Raw genomic sequence first — 18,589 nt, forward strand, 5'->3', positions numbered from 1 at the left:
ATGGACAAGACTACAGCACAACGGATTGCCCAGCGCTTCGTCGGCCTGCCGCTGGAACAGCGGCGCCAGATCCTGCAGAAAATGAGCGAGAGCGGGCAGAGCTTCAAGCTGCTGCCGATTGCCGTGACCCGCCACGATGTCACACGGATTCCGCTGTCCTACGCCCAGCAGCAGATGCTGATCCTCTGGCAACTGGACCCGGACAACAGCGCCTATAACGTGCCGATGGCGGTGCGCCTTGCGGGTGCCCTGGATGAGGCGGCAATGGGCCGCGCCCTCGGCTTGCTGGTCCAGCGCCACGAGGCCTTGCGTACGCGCTTCGTCTCGGTGGAGGGCGAGTTTCATCAGGAGATCCTGCCACGGTCGCCGGTCGTCCTGGAGCGGATCGACGTCGCGGCCCAGCCCGCCGAAACCCTTGAGGCGCGGCTCCAGGCCCTGGTCGGGGCCGAACTGGCGGCACCGTTCGACCTGCTGGAAGGTCCCTTGCTGCGGGTCAGGCTCTGGCGCCTGAGTGAGTCCGAGCACGTCCTGACCCTGTGCATGCACCACAGTGTGTCGGACGGGTGGTCGGGCGAACTGCTGGTCCGGGAGTTCGTCGGGTTCTACCTCGCCGAGGTGGCCGGGACCGGTGCAAACCCGCCGCCCCTGCCGATCCAGTATGCCGATTATGCGATCTGGCAACGTGCCTGGCTGGAAGCCGGGGAGGGCGAGCGGCAGTTGGCCTACTGGAAGCAGCAACTGGGCGAGGAGCAGCCGGTGCTGGAGTTGCCCCTGGACCACGAGCGTCCGGCCACGGCCAGTCATCGCGGTGCCATTGTCCACGCCCATCTGCCCGCGCCGTTGGCGGCGCAGCTCAAGAGCCTGGCCCGGCAGAACGGCCAGACCGTCTTCATGCTGGCCCTGGCGGCTCTGGCCGTGGTGCTGGCGCGCTACAGCGGCCAGGCCGATATCCGTATCGGTGCGCCGAACGCCGGGCGTAACCGCGAGGAGCTGGAGGGGTTGATCGGTTTCTTCATCAACACCCAGGTCCTGCGGATCCAGGTGGACGAGCGCGACAGCCTGGAGCAGTTGCTGGAACAGGTGAAGCAGGTGGTGACCGGCGCGCAATCCCATCAGGAACTGCCCTTCGAGCAGCTGGTGGACGCCCTGGCGCCGGAGCGCAACCTGAGCCACAACCCGTTGTTCCAGGTCAAGATCAACCAGAACGTCCTCGCTTCGCGCAGCAACGCTGCGCCGGTGCACACGGCCCTGAGCGTCGAGGCGTTCCCGATCGGCGTGGCCGATGCGCGCTTCGACCTGGCCCTCGACTTCACCGATACGCCGGAGGGAATCGAGGCTGAATTCACCTACGCCACGGACCTGTTCGAGGTCGCGACCATCGAGCGCCTGGCGGCGGCCTGGCATCAGGTACTGGGGTGGATGGCGGGTGGCGCTGCCGGCCGCCTGCTGGAACATCCGCTATCGGCTGCCGTCGCGCCGCCAGCGGCGGTCGCCGGTTTTGCCCATGCCGATTTCCTTGCACTGTGGGCCCGGGGACTGCAGGCTGGCCGCGGCAAACCGGCGCTGCGCTGCGCTGCGCAGTTGATCGACTACGACCAGCTTGAGCACCGTTCCAACCAGCTCGCACGTTATCTGCAGGCCGAGGGCATCGTTGCCGGCGACGTGGTCGCCCTGTGCCAGGAGCGTTCCATCGAGTGGGTGGTGGGGTTGCTCGCCGTGCTCAAGGCCGGGGCGGTGTACCTGCCATTGGACACCCAGCAACCGGCCGAACGCCTGCAGCAATTGTTGAAGGACAGCGGCGCGGTCCTGCTGATCCATGCGCCGGACGATGACAAGTGCGCCGGCCTGGGGATCTGCCCGGTGCTGGCCCATGCTCCGGAACAGTGGGCCGATCACGGCGTCGACGCGCTGGCGACCCGGGTCGATCCCGAACAACCGGCCTATATCATCTACACCTCCGGTTCGACCGGGCAACCCAAGGGCGTGCTGATCACTCATCGTGCCCTGGCCAACTATGTACAAGCGGTGTTGCAACGCCTGCAACTGACTTCCGAGGCGAGCATGGCGCTGGTCTCGACCATTGCCGCCGACCTGGGTCACACCCAACTGTTCGGTGCCCTGGCGGGCGGGCGGTTGCTGCACCTGATGGCCCATGAGCATGCATTCGACCCGGACAGCTTCGCGGGCTACATGGCCGAGCACCGGGTCGATGTGCTGAAAATCGTCCCGAGCCATCTGCAGGGCCTGTTGCAGGCGGCACGCCCGGCGGACGTGCTGCCACGGCAGTTGCTGATTCTCGGTGGCGAGGCCAGCAGTTGGGCGCTGATCGAACAGGTGCGCAAGCTGGCGCCGGACTGCCGGATCATCAACCACTACGGGCCGACGGAAACCACCGTGGGCATCCTCACCCACGAGGTGCAACAGCGCCTGGACGGTTGCCGCACGGTGCCGGTCGGCCAACCCCTGGACAATGACCAGGCGCGGGTGCTGGATGCCTACCTGAACCCGGTGGCCGAACGTGTTAGCGGTGAGTTGTACCTGGGCGGCGCGGGCCTGGCCCAGGGATACCTGGGACGGGCGGCCATGACCGCCGAGCGCTTTGTCCCGGACCCGGCCGCGGTGCATGGCGAGCGCCTGTACCGGGCCGGCGACCGGGCGCGCTGGGTCGGGGGGTGCCTGGAGTACCTGGGCCGGGCCGACGATCAGGTGAAGATCCGTGGCTATCGGGTCGAACCCGGTGAGGTCGCCCAGTGGTTGCTGGCCCTGGACGGCGTGGCAGAGGCGGTGGTCCTGGCCCTGCCCCTGGAGAGCGATGCGACGCGCCTGCAACTGGTGGCCTACTGTGTGGCGGCGACGGGTGTCGCGTTGCAGGTCGAAGCCCTGCGTCAGCAATTGCAGGCCGGCTTGCCGGAGTACCTGGTGCCGGCGCAGATTCTCTTGCTGGAGCGCCTGCCGCTGACCGCCAACGGCAAGCTCGACAAGCGTGCCTTGCCCAGGCCGGGCGCGGTCAAGCAGCAGTACACCGCGCCGGTGGGCGAGATCGAGGAGAAACTGGCGGCGGTCTGGGCCGATGTGCTTAAGCTGGAGCGGGTTGGCACCACCGACAACTTCTTCGAACTGGGCGGCGATTCGATCCTCAGCCTGCAGATCATCGCCCGGGCCAAGCGCCAGGGGATCAAGCTGAGTCCCAAGCAGTTGTTCGAGAAACAGACCATCGGCCAACTGGCGGCGGTGGCCAGGCTGATCGAGAAAAAAGCGCCGGCCGAAGCGCCGTCGCAGATCAGCGGCGAGCAACCGTTGCTGCCGATCCAGGCGCGATTCTTCGAGAGCGACATCCCCCAGCGGCATCACTGGAACCAGTCGGTGATGCTCAAGGCCCGCGATCCGCTGGACGCCGGCGCCGTCGAAGTGGCGTTGTCGGCGCTGGTGGAGCACCACGACGGCCTGCGCCTGAGCTTCGCGCAGCACGACGGTGAGTGGCGAGCGCGCTATTCGACGGCCCGCAGCGCCGAGCTGCTGTGGTTGCGCGAACTGGATGACGCCACGCAACTCACCGCCCTGGCCGACGAGGCCCAGCGCAGCCTGGATCTCGAGAAGGGTCCGTTACTGCGCGCGGTCCTGATCAACCTGGCCGAGGGCGGGCAACGCCTGCTGCTGGTGATCCATCACCTGGTGGTGGATGCCGTGTCCTGGCGGGTACTGCTCGAAGACCTGCAAGGCGCCTACCAGGCCGTCGCCCAGGGCAAGGCCCCGGCGCTGGCGGCCAAGAGCACATCGTTCAAGGCCTGGGCCGAACACCTGCACCGTTATGCCGCCAGCCCGGAGCTGGCGCGGGAACTGGGCTACTGGCAGGCGCAGTTGCAGGGTGTCAGTGACACCCTGCCTTGTGATCGTCCTGACGGTGGCCAGCAACAACGTCACGCGGCCTCGGTCCGTACGCACCTGGATGCCGGCCTGACCCGGCGCCTGCTCCAGGAGGCGCCGGCGGCCTACCGGACCCAGATCAACGACCTGCTGCTGACCGCCCTGGCGCGGGTGATCGGCCGCTGGACGCGGCAAGCGGATGTGCTGATCCGCCTCGAAGGCCACGGTCGCGAAGACCTGTTCGACGACCTCGACCTGAGCCGCACCAGCGGCTGGTTCAGCACGCTCTATCCGGTGAAACTCAGCCCCGCGGATTCGCTGGGTGGTTCGATCATGACCATCAAGGAGCAATTGCGCGCGGTGCCGAACAAGGGCATCGGTTATGGCGTCCTGCGTTACCTCGGTTCGTCGGCGGCCCGCCAGGCCTTGCAGGCCCTGGCCGAGGGCAGCATCGTGTTCAACTACCTGGGCCAGGTCGACCAGGGTGTCGAGGCCGCGGACGGCCTGTTCCTCCTGTCCGGGGAGAGCAGCGGCCAGGGCCAGGACGACGAGGCGCCACTGGGCAGCCTGATCAGCATCAACGGTCAGGTCCAGGGTGGTGAACTGCAACTGCACTGGGGCTTCAGCCGCGAGGTCTTCGACACCCCGACCCTGCAGCGACTGGCCGATGACTACCGTCGCGAGCTCGAGGCGCTGATCGCCCATTGCACCGCCGAGGGTGTCGCCGGCGTGACCCCTTCGGACTTCCCGCTGACCCGCCTGACCCAGGAACAACTGGGGCGCCTGCCGGTGGCCGTGCAGGACATCGCCGATATCTATCCGCTGTCGCCGATGCAGGAAGGCTTGCTGTTGCATACCCTGCGCGAGCCGGGCTCGGGTATCTACCTGATGCAGTATTGCTACCTGATCGACCACGCCATCGACCGGGACGCCTTTACCCGCGCCTGGCAGACCGTGGTCGAGCGCCATGAGGTATTGCGCACCTCGTTCTGCTGGGACGTCAGCGATGCCATCGTGCAGATCGTCCATCGCAGTGCGACGCCGGATATCCGTTTCATGGACTGGCAAGGCGTGGATGCCGCCGACTACGAAGCACGTCTGAGCGCCGAGCTGGGTGCCGAGTTGCAGCAGGGCTTCGACCTGGCCGGCGAAGTGCCGTTCCGTTTGCGCCTGATCCAGCTCGGGCCGCAGCGCTACGGCTTTGTCCTGAGCAATCACCATATCCTGCTCGATGCCTGGTGCCGGATGGGCATCGTCGCGGAATTCTTCGAACTCTACGGCGCCCTGGTCGACGGGCGCATCAGCCAACTGCCGTTGCCGTCGCGTTACCGCGATTTCATTGCCTGGTTGCAGGATCGCGACGAACAGGCCTCGCGGGCGTTCTGGCAGCGCGAACTGGCCGGCTTCGAACAGCCGACCGCGTTGCCGTTCGACCGGGTGATCAGCCGTGATGCCGGGACTTCGTCCACCGGCGACTGCCTGAGCCGCCTGAGCCTGGACGACACGCGCAAGCTTTCCCAGGTCGCCCAGTCCAGCCAGTTGACCCTCAACACCCTGGTGCAGGCGGCCTGGGCGGTGGTCCTGCATCGCTACAGCGGCCAGCGCGACGTGTTGTTCGGCGTCACGGTGGCCGGTCGGCCGGTGGAGTTTCCCGAAATGCAGGCGACGGTGGGGCTGTTCATCAACAGTATTCCACTGCGGGTCCGTATCCCCGGCGCCGAGGGCGCGCAGACGGTCAAGGGCTGGCTGCAAGGGCTGCAGCAACACAACCTGGAACTGCGCGAACATGAACACCTGCACCTGGTGACCATCCAGGGCAGCAGCGAGGTCGGCAAGGGCCAGGCGCTGTTCGACAGCCTGTTCGTGTTCGAGAACGCGCCGATCGAAGATAGCATCGGCGAACAGGCCGACAGCATGAAGATCGAGTCCGGTTCGTCGCGGACCCATACCAACTACCCGATCACTGTGGTGATCTACCCGGGCGCGAGCCTGGGCCTGCACCTGTCCTACGACGAGCGGGTGTTCGAAGTGGCGACGGTCGAGCAGTTGCTGATGGACCTGCGCGAGGTGCTGTTGACGTTTGCCGCCGGGGTCGAGATGGACTTCCAGCAACTGGCCGCCGTGCCACAGCCGCGGCCGGTCGTGCCGGCGAGTGCCGGGGCGGCGGTCAGCGACGACCTGCACCAGGGCTATGCGCGGTTGTTCCAGCGCACCGCGCGGCGGCTGCCGGAGCAGGTGGCCGCCACCTGCATGGGGCAGAGCTGGCGTTATCGCGAACTGGATGAACACAGCGGGCGCCTGGCGCAATCGCTGCAGGCCGAAGGTGTGCAGGCCGACGACCTGGTGGCGGTCCTCGGCGAGCGCGGCTTGCCGTTGCTGGGCACGGTGGTCGCGGCGTTCAAGGCCGGTGCCGGCTATCTGGGACTGGACCCGGCGCTGCCGGCCCAGCGCCTGGCGGATATCCTCACCCTCAGCGGCAGTGGCGTGCTGGTCTGCACCGCCGCCTGCCAGGCCCTGGCCGTTCAGTTGCTGGAGCGCATCGCAGTCGATGCCCGTCCGCGGCTGCTGGTCTGGGAGCAGGTGCTGGAGCAGGCCCAGTCGCTCACGCCGCTGGCCGCGTTACCTGCGAATGCGGCGCAGCACCTGGCCTATGTGATCTTCACCTCGGGGTCCACCGGCATGCCGAAAGGGGTGATGGTGGAGCAGGCGGGGATGCTCAACAACCAGTTGAGCAAGTTGCCCTACCTGGGCCTGACCGAGGCCGATGTGATCGCCCAGACCGCGTCCCAGAGCTTCGATATTTCCGTCTGGCAGTTGCTGACGGCCGGCCTGTGCGGGGCCCGGGTCGAGATCGTCCCGGCGGCTATTGTCCAGGATCCGGCGGCGTTGCTGCGGCATGTGGAAGAGACCGGTATCACCGTGCTCGAAGTGGTGCCGGCGCTGATCCAGGGATTGCTCGACCGGCCGCCGGCCAGCTTGGCGAGCCTGCGCTACCTGTTGACCACCGGTGAGGCCATGGCCCCGGCCCTGGCCGAGCGCTGGCTACGCCAGTATCCGGATATCCCGCTGATCAACGCCTACGGTCCGGCCGAGTGTTCGGACGATGTGGCGCTGCACCGGGTGCAGTTGCAGGACCGCGAGCGGGCCTACCTGCCGATCGGCCTGGAGACCGACCACAACCGCCTGAGCGTGCTCAATGACCTGCTCGAACCGATGCCGGAGCGTGCCACCGGCGAGTTGCATATCGCCGGCATGGGCGTCGGTCGTGGTTATCTCGGTGATCCGAAACGCACGGCCCTGAGCTTCGTCCCCAACCCGTTCGGCACGACGCCGGGCGAGCGTCTTTACCGCAGCGGCGACCTGGCGCGACGCCGGGCCGCCGATGGTGTCCTGGAATACGTCGGCCGTACCGATTACCAGGTGAAGATTCGCGGGTTCCGCATCGAGCTGGGCGAGATCGAAGTCCGCCTGCAACAGCATGAGGCGGTGCGCGAGGCGGTGGTGGTCGATATCGACGGTCCCGGTGGCCGGCAGCTGGCAGCCTACCTGGTGCCCAGGGATGCGGCCTGGCTGGGTGAGGATTCGGGCGTATTGCGCAATGACCTCAAGGATCACCTGCGTGAACACCTGCCGGACTACATGGTACCCGCGCATCTGGTCCTGCTCGAACGGATGCCCCTGACCGCCAACGGCAAGCTGGACCGCAAGGCCCTGCCCAAGCCGGACGCGAGCCTGTTGCAGCACCGCTATGTGGCGCCGCAGACCGAACAGGAGCAGCAACTGGCGGCGATCTGGGCCGATGTGCTGAAAGTCGAACGGGTCGGCCTGGACGACAACTTCTTCGAACTGGGCGGGCATTCCTTGCTGGTGATGCAGGTGATGGTGCGGATCCGTGACCAGCTGCACATCGAGGTATCGCTCAATGAGCTGTTCGAACTGCCGGTCCTGGCTGACTTCAGTCGCGCGGTGCAGCAGAAAAACGGCCAAAGTGACCATGCACAGGACGAACTGGCTAAATCGCTGGCCGCCCTCAAACGTCTTACTGCGGAGGAAATCGATAATTTGATCGCTTAGCGGGAGAACACCAAAGTGCAAGAGCTGCTCGACTCCGTAAAATCTCTGTCCGTCCGGGAACGCAAGGCACTCTCGGCGTTGCTCAAGCGACAGGGTGTGAACCTGTACGGGGTGACCCCGATTTTCAGGCGGGAGTCCGAGGCGTCGTCGGTGCTGTCCTATGCCCAGCAGCGCCAATGGATTCTCTGGCAATTGGAGCCGGGCAGCGCCGCCTACAACATTCCGACGGCGCTGCGCCTGAAGGGTGGCCTGGATATCGAGGCCTTGCGGCGTAGTTTCGAGACGCTGATCCGGCGTCACGAAACCTTGCGTACCACCTTGCGCCAGGAAGGCGGGCAGGTGGTGCAGGTGGTGCATCCGCCCGAGGCGTTCACGCTGGCGGTGGAGGGGCTGGCGGTCGCGGAGCGTGACGACCTGGAGGAGCAGATCCGGCGTTGCGTGGAGGCGGAAGTACAACGCCCCTTCGACCTGGAGAACGGACCGTTGCTGCGTGTCCGCCTGGTAGCGGTCGGCCGTGACGATCATGTCCTGGTACTGACTCTGCACCACATCGTTTCCGATGGCTGGTCGATGCCGATCATGGTCGACGAGCTGGTCCGCCTGTACGACGGTTATCGCCAGGGCCGCGAGGCAGAACTCGCGGCCTTGCCGATCCAGTATGCCGACTATGCACAGTGGCAGCGCGACTGGATGGAAGCGGGCGAGCAGGAGCGGCAACTGGGCTACTGGAAAAGCCAGCTGGGCGGCGAGCAGCCGGTGCTGGAACTGCCCACCGATCGGCCGCGCCCGAGTCATCAGAGCCTGGCGGGGCAAAGCCTTGCCATCGACCTGGCGCCGGAACTGGCCCGCTCCCTGAAGGCCGTTGCCCGGCAGCAGGGCGTGACGCTGTTCATGCTGCTGCTGGCGTCGTTCCAGACGCTGTTGCATCGTTACTCCGGACAGACCGATATTCGCGTCGGGGTGGCCATTGCCAACCGCAGCCGGGTGGAAACCGAAGGCTTGATCGGCTTCTTCGTCAATACCCAGGTACTCAAGGCCGAGATCGACGCGCAAGCGCCCTTTGCCCAATTGCTGCAACAGGTGAAGAAAACCGCGCTGGAGGCCCAGGCCCATCAGGACCTGCCGTTCGAGCAACTGGTCGAGGCCCTGCAGCCGGAGCGCAGCCTGAGCCGCACGCCGCTGTTCCAGGTGATGTACAACCACCAGACCCAGGTCCGCGGTGAAGCCCGCGAGCTGGCCGGGCTGCGGGTCGAGGGGCTGGCCTGGGAGAAACGCACCGCACAGTTCGACCTGACCCTGGACACCTTCGAAAGCGACGATGCCCTGGGGGCCGCGCTGACCTATGCCAGCGACCTGTTCGACCACGCCAGCGTCGAGCGTCTGGCCGGGCATTGGCGTTGCCTGTTGCAGGCCATCGGCACGGATGCCGGGCAGAAGATTGCCGCCTTGCCGATGCTGGGCGACACGGAGCACGAGCAGACCCTCAAGGCCTGGAACCCGGCGACGACGAGCTACGCCAGCGACCGTTGCGTGCATGAGTTGATCGAGGCGCAGGCGTTGAAAACGCCGGATGCCCTCGCCGTGACCTGTGACGGGCAGAGCCTGAGCTACCATGAATTGAATGGTCGCGCCAACCAGCTGGCGCACAAGTTGCGCGAGTCGGGGGTGGGGCCGGACGTGCTGGTCGGCCTGGCGGTGGACCGCGGCCTGGAGATGATGGTCGGCCTGCTGGCGATCCTCAAGGCCGGTGGTGCCTATGTCCCGCTGGACCCGGACTATCCCGAGGACCGCCTGGCGTACATGATCGAGGACAGCCGGATCCGCCTGTTGCTGACGCAGACCCGCTTTGTCGGACAGTTGCCGGTACCGGCCACGGTCAACAGCCTGTGCCTGGACCAGGAGGGCGACTGGCTGGAAGGCTATCCGCAAGAGCAACTGCCGACCCTGGCCGGGCCCGATAACCTGGCCTATGTGATCTACACCTCGGGTTCCACCGGCAAGCCCAAGGGCACGCTGCTGCCGCACCGCAATATCCTGCGGTTGTTCGAGGCCACCGGGGCGCAGTTCGGGTTCGACGCGGGCGATGTCTGGACGATGTTCCACTCCTATGCCTTCGACTTCTCGGTCTGGGAGATCTTCGGTGCGCTGTTGTACGGCGGCCGGCTGGTCATCGTGCCGCGTGAAACCAGCCGTTCGCCGCAGGATTTCTATCCATTGCTGGTCAGCGAAGGGGTCACGGTCCTGAACCAGACGCCCTCCGCCTTCAAGCAACTGATGCGGGTGGCCTGCGAGGCGCCGCCGACACCTGCCCTGGCGCTGCGCTACGTGGTGTTCGGCGGTGAGGCGCTGGATGTCGGCAGCCTGCAACCCTGGTTCGAGCGTTTCGGCGACCGCTCGCCGCAACTGATCAACATGTACGGCATCACCGAAACCACGGTGCATGTCACCTATCGGCCGATCACTCGCGACGACCTGTCGCAGGCCACCGTCAGCCCGATCGGCGAGGTGATCCATGACTTGTCGTGGTATGTCCTGGATGCCGATTTCAATCCCGTGGCCCGGGGCTGCACCGGCGAACTGCATATCGGCCGTGCCGGCCTGGCGCGCGGCTATCACCGGCGTGCGGCGTTGACCGCCGAACGCTTCGTCCCCGATCCGTTCGATAAAGAGGGCGGCGGCCGCCTGTACCGTGCCGGCGACCTGGCCCGCTATCGCGCCGAAGGCGTCATCGAGTACGCCGGGCGGCTCGACCACCAGGTGAAGATTCGCGGTTTCCGCATCGAACTGGGCGAGATCGAAGCGCGCTTGCAAGAGCATGCCGATGTCCGCGAAGTCATTGTCATTGCCATCGACGGGCCGGGAGGCAAGCAACTGGCGGCCTACCTGGTGCCGACCGATCCGGCGCTGGCCGGGGCCGACGGCGACACCCAGGGCCAATGGCGTCGCGAGCTGAAGGCGTACCTCAAGTCCGTGGTTCCGGACTATATGGTTCCGGCGCACCTGATCGTGCTGGCAGGCATGCCGCTGACGGCCAACGGCAAGCTGGACCGCCGGGCGCTGCCGGCACCGGATGTCAGCCAGTTGCAGCAGACCCATGTGGCACCCGGCACCGAGCTGGAACAGCAACTGGCGGATATCTGGGCCCAGGTGCTGAAAGTCGAACGGGTCGGCCTGAGCGACAACTTCTTCGAACTGGGAGGCCATTCGTTGCTGGCGACCCAGGTGATTTCCCGGGTTCGCCAGACCCTGTCGCTGGACGTGTCGCTGCGTGATCTCTTCGAGTCCCAGGACCTGGCGGCATTCGTGCGCAGTGCGTTGCAGGAGCCGCCGGCCACTGCGGCCACACCGACTTTCGCCCTGGCGGATCGCAGCCAGCCGCTGGCGCTGTCCTATGCCCAGCAACGCCAGTGGATCCTCTGGCAGCTGGAGCCGGACAGCGCCGCCTATAACATCCCGGCGGCCCTGCGCCTCAACGGCAGCCTGGACAGCCAGGCGTTGCGGCGCAGCTTCGAGACCCTGATCGCCCGGCACGAAACCCTGCGCACCACCTTCCGCGAGGAGGGCGAGCAGGCCGTGCAAGTCATCCATCCGGCCACGGCATTTGCCTTGGCCGTGGAGCGACTGCCGGATGAGCTGGCGAGCGAACGGGAGGTCGCCATCCGTGAGTATGTGGAAGCCGAGGTCGGACGTCCGTTCGACCTGGTCCGCGGCCCGTTGCTGCGGGTCCGGCTGCTGCAACTGGGGGAGACCGAGCACGTGCTGGTGCTGACGCTCCACCATATCGTCGCCGATGGCTGGTCGATGCCGATCATGGTCGATGAACTGGTGCAACTGTACGCCGGCTACAGCCAGGGTCATGAGGTCGACCTGCAAGCCTTGCCGGTGCAGTACGCCGACTATGCCCAGTGGCAGCGCCAGTGGATGGCGGCAGGTGAGCAGGAGCGCCAGCTGGCCTACTGGACCCGGCAACTCGGTGGTGAACAACCGGTGCTGGAGCTGCCCACCGACCGGCCACGCCCGACGATCCAGAGCCATGTCGGCGAGCGCCTGGCCATCGAGCTGGCGCCCTCGCTGGCCGATTCGCTCAAGGCCGTCGCGCGCCAGCAGGGCGTGACGCTGTTCGTGTTGCTGCTGGCCTCGTTCCAGACCTTGCTGCACCGTTATTCCGGGCAGGCCGATATCCGCGTCGGCGTACCGATCTCCAACCGCACCCGGGTCGAGACCGAACGGCTTATAGGTTTCTTCGTCAACACCCAGGTGGTCCGTGCCGGATTCACGCAGGGCATGACGTTCAGCGAGTTGCTGCAGCAGGCGCGGCAGGCGGCGCTGGAGGCCCAGGCCCATCAGGACCTGCCGTTCGAGCAACTGGTGGAAGCCCTGCAACCGGAGCGCAGCCTGAGCCTCAGCCCGTTGTTCCAGGTGATGTACAACCACCAGAGCGAGGCGCCGGGTGAAGCCCGGCAATTGCCGGGACTGACGGTGGAAGGCTTGTCCTGGGACAGCCATGTCGCCCAGTTCGACCTGACCCTGGATACCCATGAACACGCCGACGGCCTGGGCGCCGCGCTGACCTGGTCGAGCGCGCTGTTCGACGCCTCGACCATCGAGCGCATGGCCGGTCACTGGCGCAACCTGTTGCTGGCCATCGCCGGCGGCGCCCACCAGCGGGTGGCCGAGCTGTCGATGCTCGCCGACGAGGAACGGCAGCGCATCGTGGGCGAGTGGAACCGCAGCGAAGCCTCGTATCCGATGACGCAATGTGTGCACGAACTGATCGTCGCACAGAGCTTGGAGACGCCGCAGGGCGTGGCCCTGCTGTTCGGCGATGGGCAGATGGACTACCAGCAGCTGGATCGCCAGTCCAATCGCCTGGCGCGCAGGCTGCGCGAGCTGGGCGTCGGCCCCGATGTGCTGGTCGGGGTCGCGCTGGAGCGTGGCCCGGACATGGTGGTCGGCCTGCTGGCGATCCTCAAGGCCGGGGGCGCCTATGTGCCGCTGGACCCGGATTTCCCGGCGGACCGCCTGGCCTACATGATGGAAGACAGCGGCCTGGCCCTGCTCTTGACGCACAGCCGCCTGGTGCCCGGCCTGGCGATTCCCGAGCAGGTGCGCAGCCTCTGCCTGGACACCTCGACGGACGAGTGGGCGGGCCTCGGCGATGCGCCGCTGGTCAATCTGGCCCAGCCGCAGAACCTGGCCTATGTGATCTATACCTCCGGTTCCACCGGCAAGCCCAAGGGGGTTGCCGTGTCCCATGGCGCCCTGGTCAATTTCCTCTTCAGCATGGCCGAGCAGCCGGGGATCGAACCGTCGGACCGGGTGCTGGCGCTGACCTCGCTGTCGTTCGATATCGCCGGGCTGGAGCTGTACCTGACGCTGATGCGCGGAGCCGCACTGGTTCTCTTGCGCCAGCAGGAGAACAAGGACCCGCAGGCGTTGCTGGCAGTCATCGAGCAACGGGCGGTCAATGTGATCCAGGCCACGCCGTCGACCTGGCGCATGCTGCTCGACAGCGCGCCGCCACGGGCTTTCGCCGGCTGCAGGATTCTCTGCGGTGGCGAGGCCCTGGGCGCCGAGCTGGCGCAGCGCCTGATCGAGCAGGCCGGGCATGTCTGGAACGTCTATGGTCCGACCGAGACCACCATCTGGTCGGCGCGACACTACCTGACCGCCAGCGACGATATCTGGCTGGGCCGGCCGATCGCCAACACCCGCCTGCATATCCTCAGCGACGATTTCGACGTGCTGCCGCCGGGTGCCCGGGGTGAATTGCTGATTGGCGGGCAGGGCCTGGCTCGTGGTTATCATCAGCGTCCGGGCCTGACGGCCGAGCGCTTCATTCCCGATCCGTTCGACCCGCAAGGCGGCGGTCGGCTGTACCGTACCGGTGACTTGACCCGCTATCGCGCCGAGGGGGTGATCGAGTACGCCGGGCGCCTGGATCACCAGGTGAAGATCCGCGGTTTCCGCATCGAGCTGGGCGAGATCGAGGCACGCCTGCAAGAGCACTGCGGTGTGCGTGAAGCGCTGGTCGTCGATATCGACGGCGCGGCGGGCAAGCAGCTGGCCGCGTACCTGGTGGCCGAGGATGCGACGCTGGTCCAGGGGGATGCGGCACGGCAGGAGCAGTTCCGGCGCGAGCTGAAGGACGTCCTGAAAGCCGCTCTGCCGGACTACATGGTGCCGGCTCACCTGGTGCTGCTGGAGCGCCTGCCGCTGACCCCCAATGGCAAGCTCGATCGCAAGGCCCTGCCGGCGCCACAGGCCAGCCTGTCACAAGCGGAGCACGTTGCGCCGCGGACAGCGCTGGAGCAGCAACTGGCGACGATCTGGGCGGATGTACTGAAGGTCGAGCGGGTCGGCCTGGAGGACAATTTCTTCGACCTGGGCGGGCATTCGCTGCTGGCGACCCAGGTGATTTCCCGGGTTCGCCAGGGCCTGCAGGTCGAACTGTCCCTGCGCAGCCTGTTCGAGACCGGCAACCTCGCCGAGTTCGCCGAACTGGCGGGGCAGGGCACGGCCAGCCAGGCCCCGGCTTTTGTCCGGGTGAATCGCGAGCAGCCGCTGGGGTTGTCCTATGCCCAGCAGCGCCAATGGTTTCTCTGGCAGCTGGAGCCTGAGAGCGCCGCCTACAATATCCCGGCGGCCCTGCGTCTCGACGGTGTCCTGGAGGTCGAGGCCTTGCGTCGCAGCTTCGAGGCGCTGGTCACGCGCCATGAAACCCTGCGCACGACGTTCTGCCAGGACGGTGGGCAGGCCCGCCAGATCATCCGGCCGCCGGCGCCTTTCGTGCTCGATGTCGATCAGCCGGACCGGGTGCTCTCGGAGGCGGACATCGCCGCGTACATCGACGAGGAAATCCGCCGGCCGTTCGACCTGGAGCAAGGACCGCTGTTGCGGGTCCGGCTGCTGCGCCTGGGGGCGCAAGCCCATGTGCTGGTGGTGACCCTGCACCATATCGTGGCCGACGGCTGGTCGATGCCGGTCATGGTCGACGAGCTGGTGCAGTTGTATGAAGGCTACAGCCAGGGCCGCGAGGTCGAATTGCCGGCACTGCCGATCCAGTACGCCGACTACGCCGTCTGGCAGCGCCAGTGGATGGCGGCCGGGGAGCAGCGTCGCCAGCTCGATTACTGGCAGGCCCGATTGGGCGGTGAGCAACCGGTGCTGGAGCTGCCCTTCGACCGGCCGCGTCCCACGCACCAGAGTTATGCCGGGGAGCGGCTGGCGGTCGAACTCGATGCCGGGTTGACCCAGGCGCTCAAGGCCACGGCCCGCGAGCAGGGCGTGACCCTGTTCATGTTGCTGCTGGCGTCGTTCCAGACCCTGTTGCAGCGCTATTCCGGGCAAGCCGATATCCGTGTCGGCGTGCCGATCGCCAACCGTGCCCGGGTCGAGACCGAGCGGCTTATAGGTTTCTTCGTCAATACCCAGGTGCTCAAGGCCGATTTTTCGCCCGAGCTGAGCTTCCGTGAATTGCTGCAACAGGTGAAAAAGACCGCCCTGCAGGCCCAGGGGCATCAGGACCTGCCGTTCGAACAGTTGGTGGAAGCCCTGCAACCGGAACGCAGCCTGAGCCACAGCCCGCTGTTCCAGGTGATGTACAACCACCAGACCCAGGTGCGTGGTCCGGGCCGTCAGCTGCCGGGCCTGCAGGTCCAGGGCCTGGCGTCGGACAGCCACACGGCGCAGTTCGACCTGACCCTGGACACCAGCGAGGGCGATGACGGCCTCGGTGCCACGCTGACCTATGCCAGCGCCTTGTTCGAGCGCAGCACTATCGAGCGCATGGCGCGTCACTGGCGCACGTTGCTGGAGGCGATCACGGTCAATGTCGACCGGCGTGTTGCTGACATGCCGTTGCTGGCCGACGCCGAACGGCAGCAGATCGAGCAGGAGTGGAACCGCACCGGCAGCGACGCGCCCGTGCAGCAGTGCATCCACGAACTGATTGCCCGGCAGGCTCGGGCGACGCCCCAGGCGACCGCGCTGCTCTGGGGGGAAACCGAACTGGACTACCGGCAGTTGGACCTGCGCTCCAACCAGCTGGCCCGACGCCTGAGTGAAGAGGGGGTCGGCCCCGATGTCCTGGTGGGGATCGCGGTGGAGCGTGGGCCGGACATGCTGATCGGCCTGCTGGCGATCCTCAAGGCTGGCGGTGCCTATGTGCCGCTGGACCCGGATTTCCCCGAGGATCGCCTGGCCTACATGATGGAGGACAGCGGGCTGGCGCTGCTGCTGACGCAGAGTCAGCTGGTGTCGCGCCTGCCGATTCCGGCGCGGATCCGCAGCCTGTGCCTGGACCTGTCCGCGCAATGGCTGGAGGGGGTCAGCGACGCCCCGCTGGTCAATCTCGCGCAGCCGGAAAACCTGGCGTACGTGATCTACACCTCCGGTTCCACCGGCAAGCCCAAGGGGGTCGCCGTGCGGCATGAAGGCTTGAGCAATTTCCTCTTCAGCATGGCCGTGCAACCCGGTGTCGAGGCTGGCGACCGGGTGCTGGCGCTGACCTCGCTGTCGTTCGATATCGCCGGGCTGGAACTGTACCTGCCATTGATGCGCGGGGCGGCGGTGGTGCTGTTGCACACCGATGAGAACAAGGACCCGCAAGCCTTGCTGGCGGTGATCGAACAACAGGCGGTCAGTGTCATCCAGGCCACGCCGTCGACCTGGCGCATGTTGCTCGACAGTGCGCCGGCGCGAGCGTTTGCCGGACGCAAGGTGCTCTGCGGCGGCGAGGCGTTGAGTGGCGAACTGGCACAGCGCCTGATCGCCCAGGCCGGGCATGTGTGGAACGTCTATGGCCCGACCGAGACCACCATCTGGTCGGCCTGCCATTACCTGACATCCAGCGACGATGTCTGGCTGGGTCGCCCCATCGCCAATACCACGCTGCATATCCTCGGCGAGGATTTCGATACCTTGCCGTTGGGCGCGCGGGGTGAGCTGCTGATCGGGGGCCAGGGCCTGGCCCGTGGTTATCATCAGCGTCCGGCGCTGACCGCCGAACGCTTCGTTCCCGATCCCTTCAGCGAACAGGGCGGGGCACGCCTGTATCGCACCGGCGACCTGACGCGCTATCGCGCCGGGGGCGTGATCGAGTACGTCAGCCGTCTCGACCACCAGGTGAAGATTCGCGGCCTGCGCATCGAACTGGGCGAAATCGAAGCACGCCTGCAAGAACACGCAGCGGTGCGGGCAGCCAGTGTCATCGATATCGAGGGGCCGGCGGGCAAGCAACTGGCGGCCTATGTGGTATTGGCCGAAGCGGGGGCCGGGCTGTCCCTGGACGTCCTGCGCGGCGAACTCAAGGCTCACCTGAAGGCCGGATTGCCTGACTATATGGTGCCGGCGCACCTGGTGGTGCTGGAGCGGATGCCGCTGACGCCGAACGGCAAGCTCGACCGCAAGGCGCTGCCGACACCGGTCGCCACGGCTTCCGGGCAAACCCATGTGGCCCCGCGTACCGAGCTGGAACAGCGCCTGGCAGCCATCTGGGCCGAGTTGCTGAAGGTCGAGAGCGTCGGCTTGAACGACAACTTCTTCGAGCTGGGCGGACACTCGCTGCTGGTGATTTCGCTGGTCGGCCGGCTGCGGGAAACCTTCGATGTGACCCTCAAGCTGCATGACTTCCTGTTGATGGAAACCCTGGCCGACCTGGCGGACTTCATGCGCGAAGGCGAGGCGAAAGTGAAGACGCCGGTGATCGCCATGAACGCCTGCCGTACGGAGGCCGCGCCGTTGTTCTGCCTGCCGCCGGGTGGTGGTGGTACTTACTCCTACTACCCGTTGGCGGGGCAACTGAAGGACAGCCGGCGCGTCTATGGCCTGGTCAATAAAAGCTACGTGGTGCCTGGCTGGTTCGATCGCACCTGGGAGGAAATGGTCGCTTACTACGTCCAGCAGATCAGGCATACCCAACCCGAAGGGCCTTACAACCTGCTGGGTTGGTCCCTGGGCGGTGCCCTGGCGCTTGAAGTGGCCCATGTGCTGGAGAGTGCTGGTGAGCGGGTGGACTTCCTCGGCCTGGTGGACACCAGCCTGCCTGCGGCGCTGGAGGTCTTTGCCCCCGAGCAGGAGCCGGTGGCGGATGCCGCGCAGGAGGAACAGAGCCTGTTCGCCAATCTGGTCGGCAGCCTCGTGGCGTTTGTCCCCGGGGTCGAGGAGCAGACCATCGTCGGGCTGATCGAACAGGCCAGGGCGCAGTCGAGCGATGAGCAGGCAATTGCCGACTGGGTCATCGATCAGGTGGCGCTGGCCGGTGGTGTCAGTGCCGAGGGCTTGCGTGAGGTCTACCGCGATATCGCGGTGCAGGACGAAATCGAGACCGGCTACCGCCTGCTGCGCACCAACGCGCTCCTGAGCGAGGCCTTTACGCTCAAGCCGTTGCGGGTCAAGCCGGACTGCTGGTGGGCGGGGGCGAGCAAGACCGCCGGGGAAATCAGCGCGGCGCAGGCGGTGCTGGTGGAGCAGTGCTCAGCCGACGGGCTGGCGGCTTCAACGGTGCTGGAGGAGAACCATGACAGCATCATTCTCTCCCAGGGGTTGTTGACGGCAGTGCTGGAACGCTTGAAAACGCGCAACTGACGGAGGCGGAATGAAAAAAGCCAGGGAGTATTCCCTGGCTTTTTTTTGCGCGGTGTTCAGGGGG

Annotated in this window: 2 protein-coding genes; both read left to right on the forward strand. The window is 66.4% G+C overall.

What is annotated here, in order from left to right; genetic code table 11:
- Positions 1-7,938, forward strand: a complete 7,938-nt coding sequence (locus ACL9RJ_RS21065) for an amino acid adenylation domain-containing protein (RefSeq protein ID WP_422765631.1) — start codon at positions 1-3, stop codon at positions 7,936-7,938.
- Between the two features lie 15 nt (positions 7,939-7,953).
- The gene (locus ACL9RJ_RS21070; RefSeq protein ID WP_422765632.1) at positions 7,954-18,525 is read left to right on the forward strand and encodes an amino acid adenylation domain-containing protein; all 10,572 of its coding nucleotides are present in this window, start codon (positions 7,954-7,956) and stop codon (positions 18,523-18,525) included.
- Positions 18,526-18,589 lie beyond the last annotated feature (64 nt).

Origin of the sequence: Pseudomonas sp. Mn2068 (assembly GCF_049319725.1) — a bacterium.
In the GTDB taxonomy this organism is placed as follows: domain Bacteria; phylum Pseudomonadota; class Gammaproteobacteria; order Pseudomonadales; family Pseudomonadaceae; genus Aquipseudomonas; species Aquipseudomonas gingeri.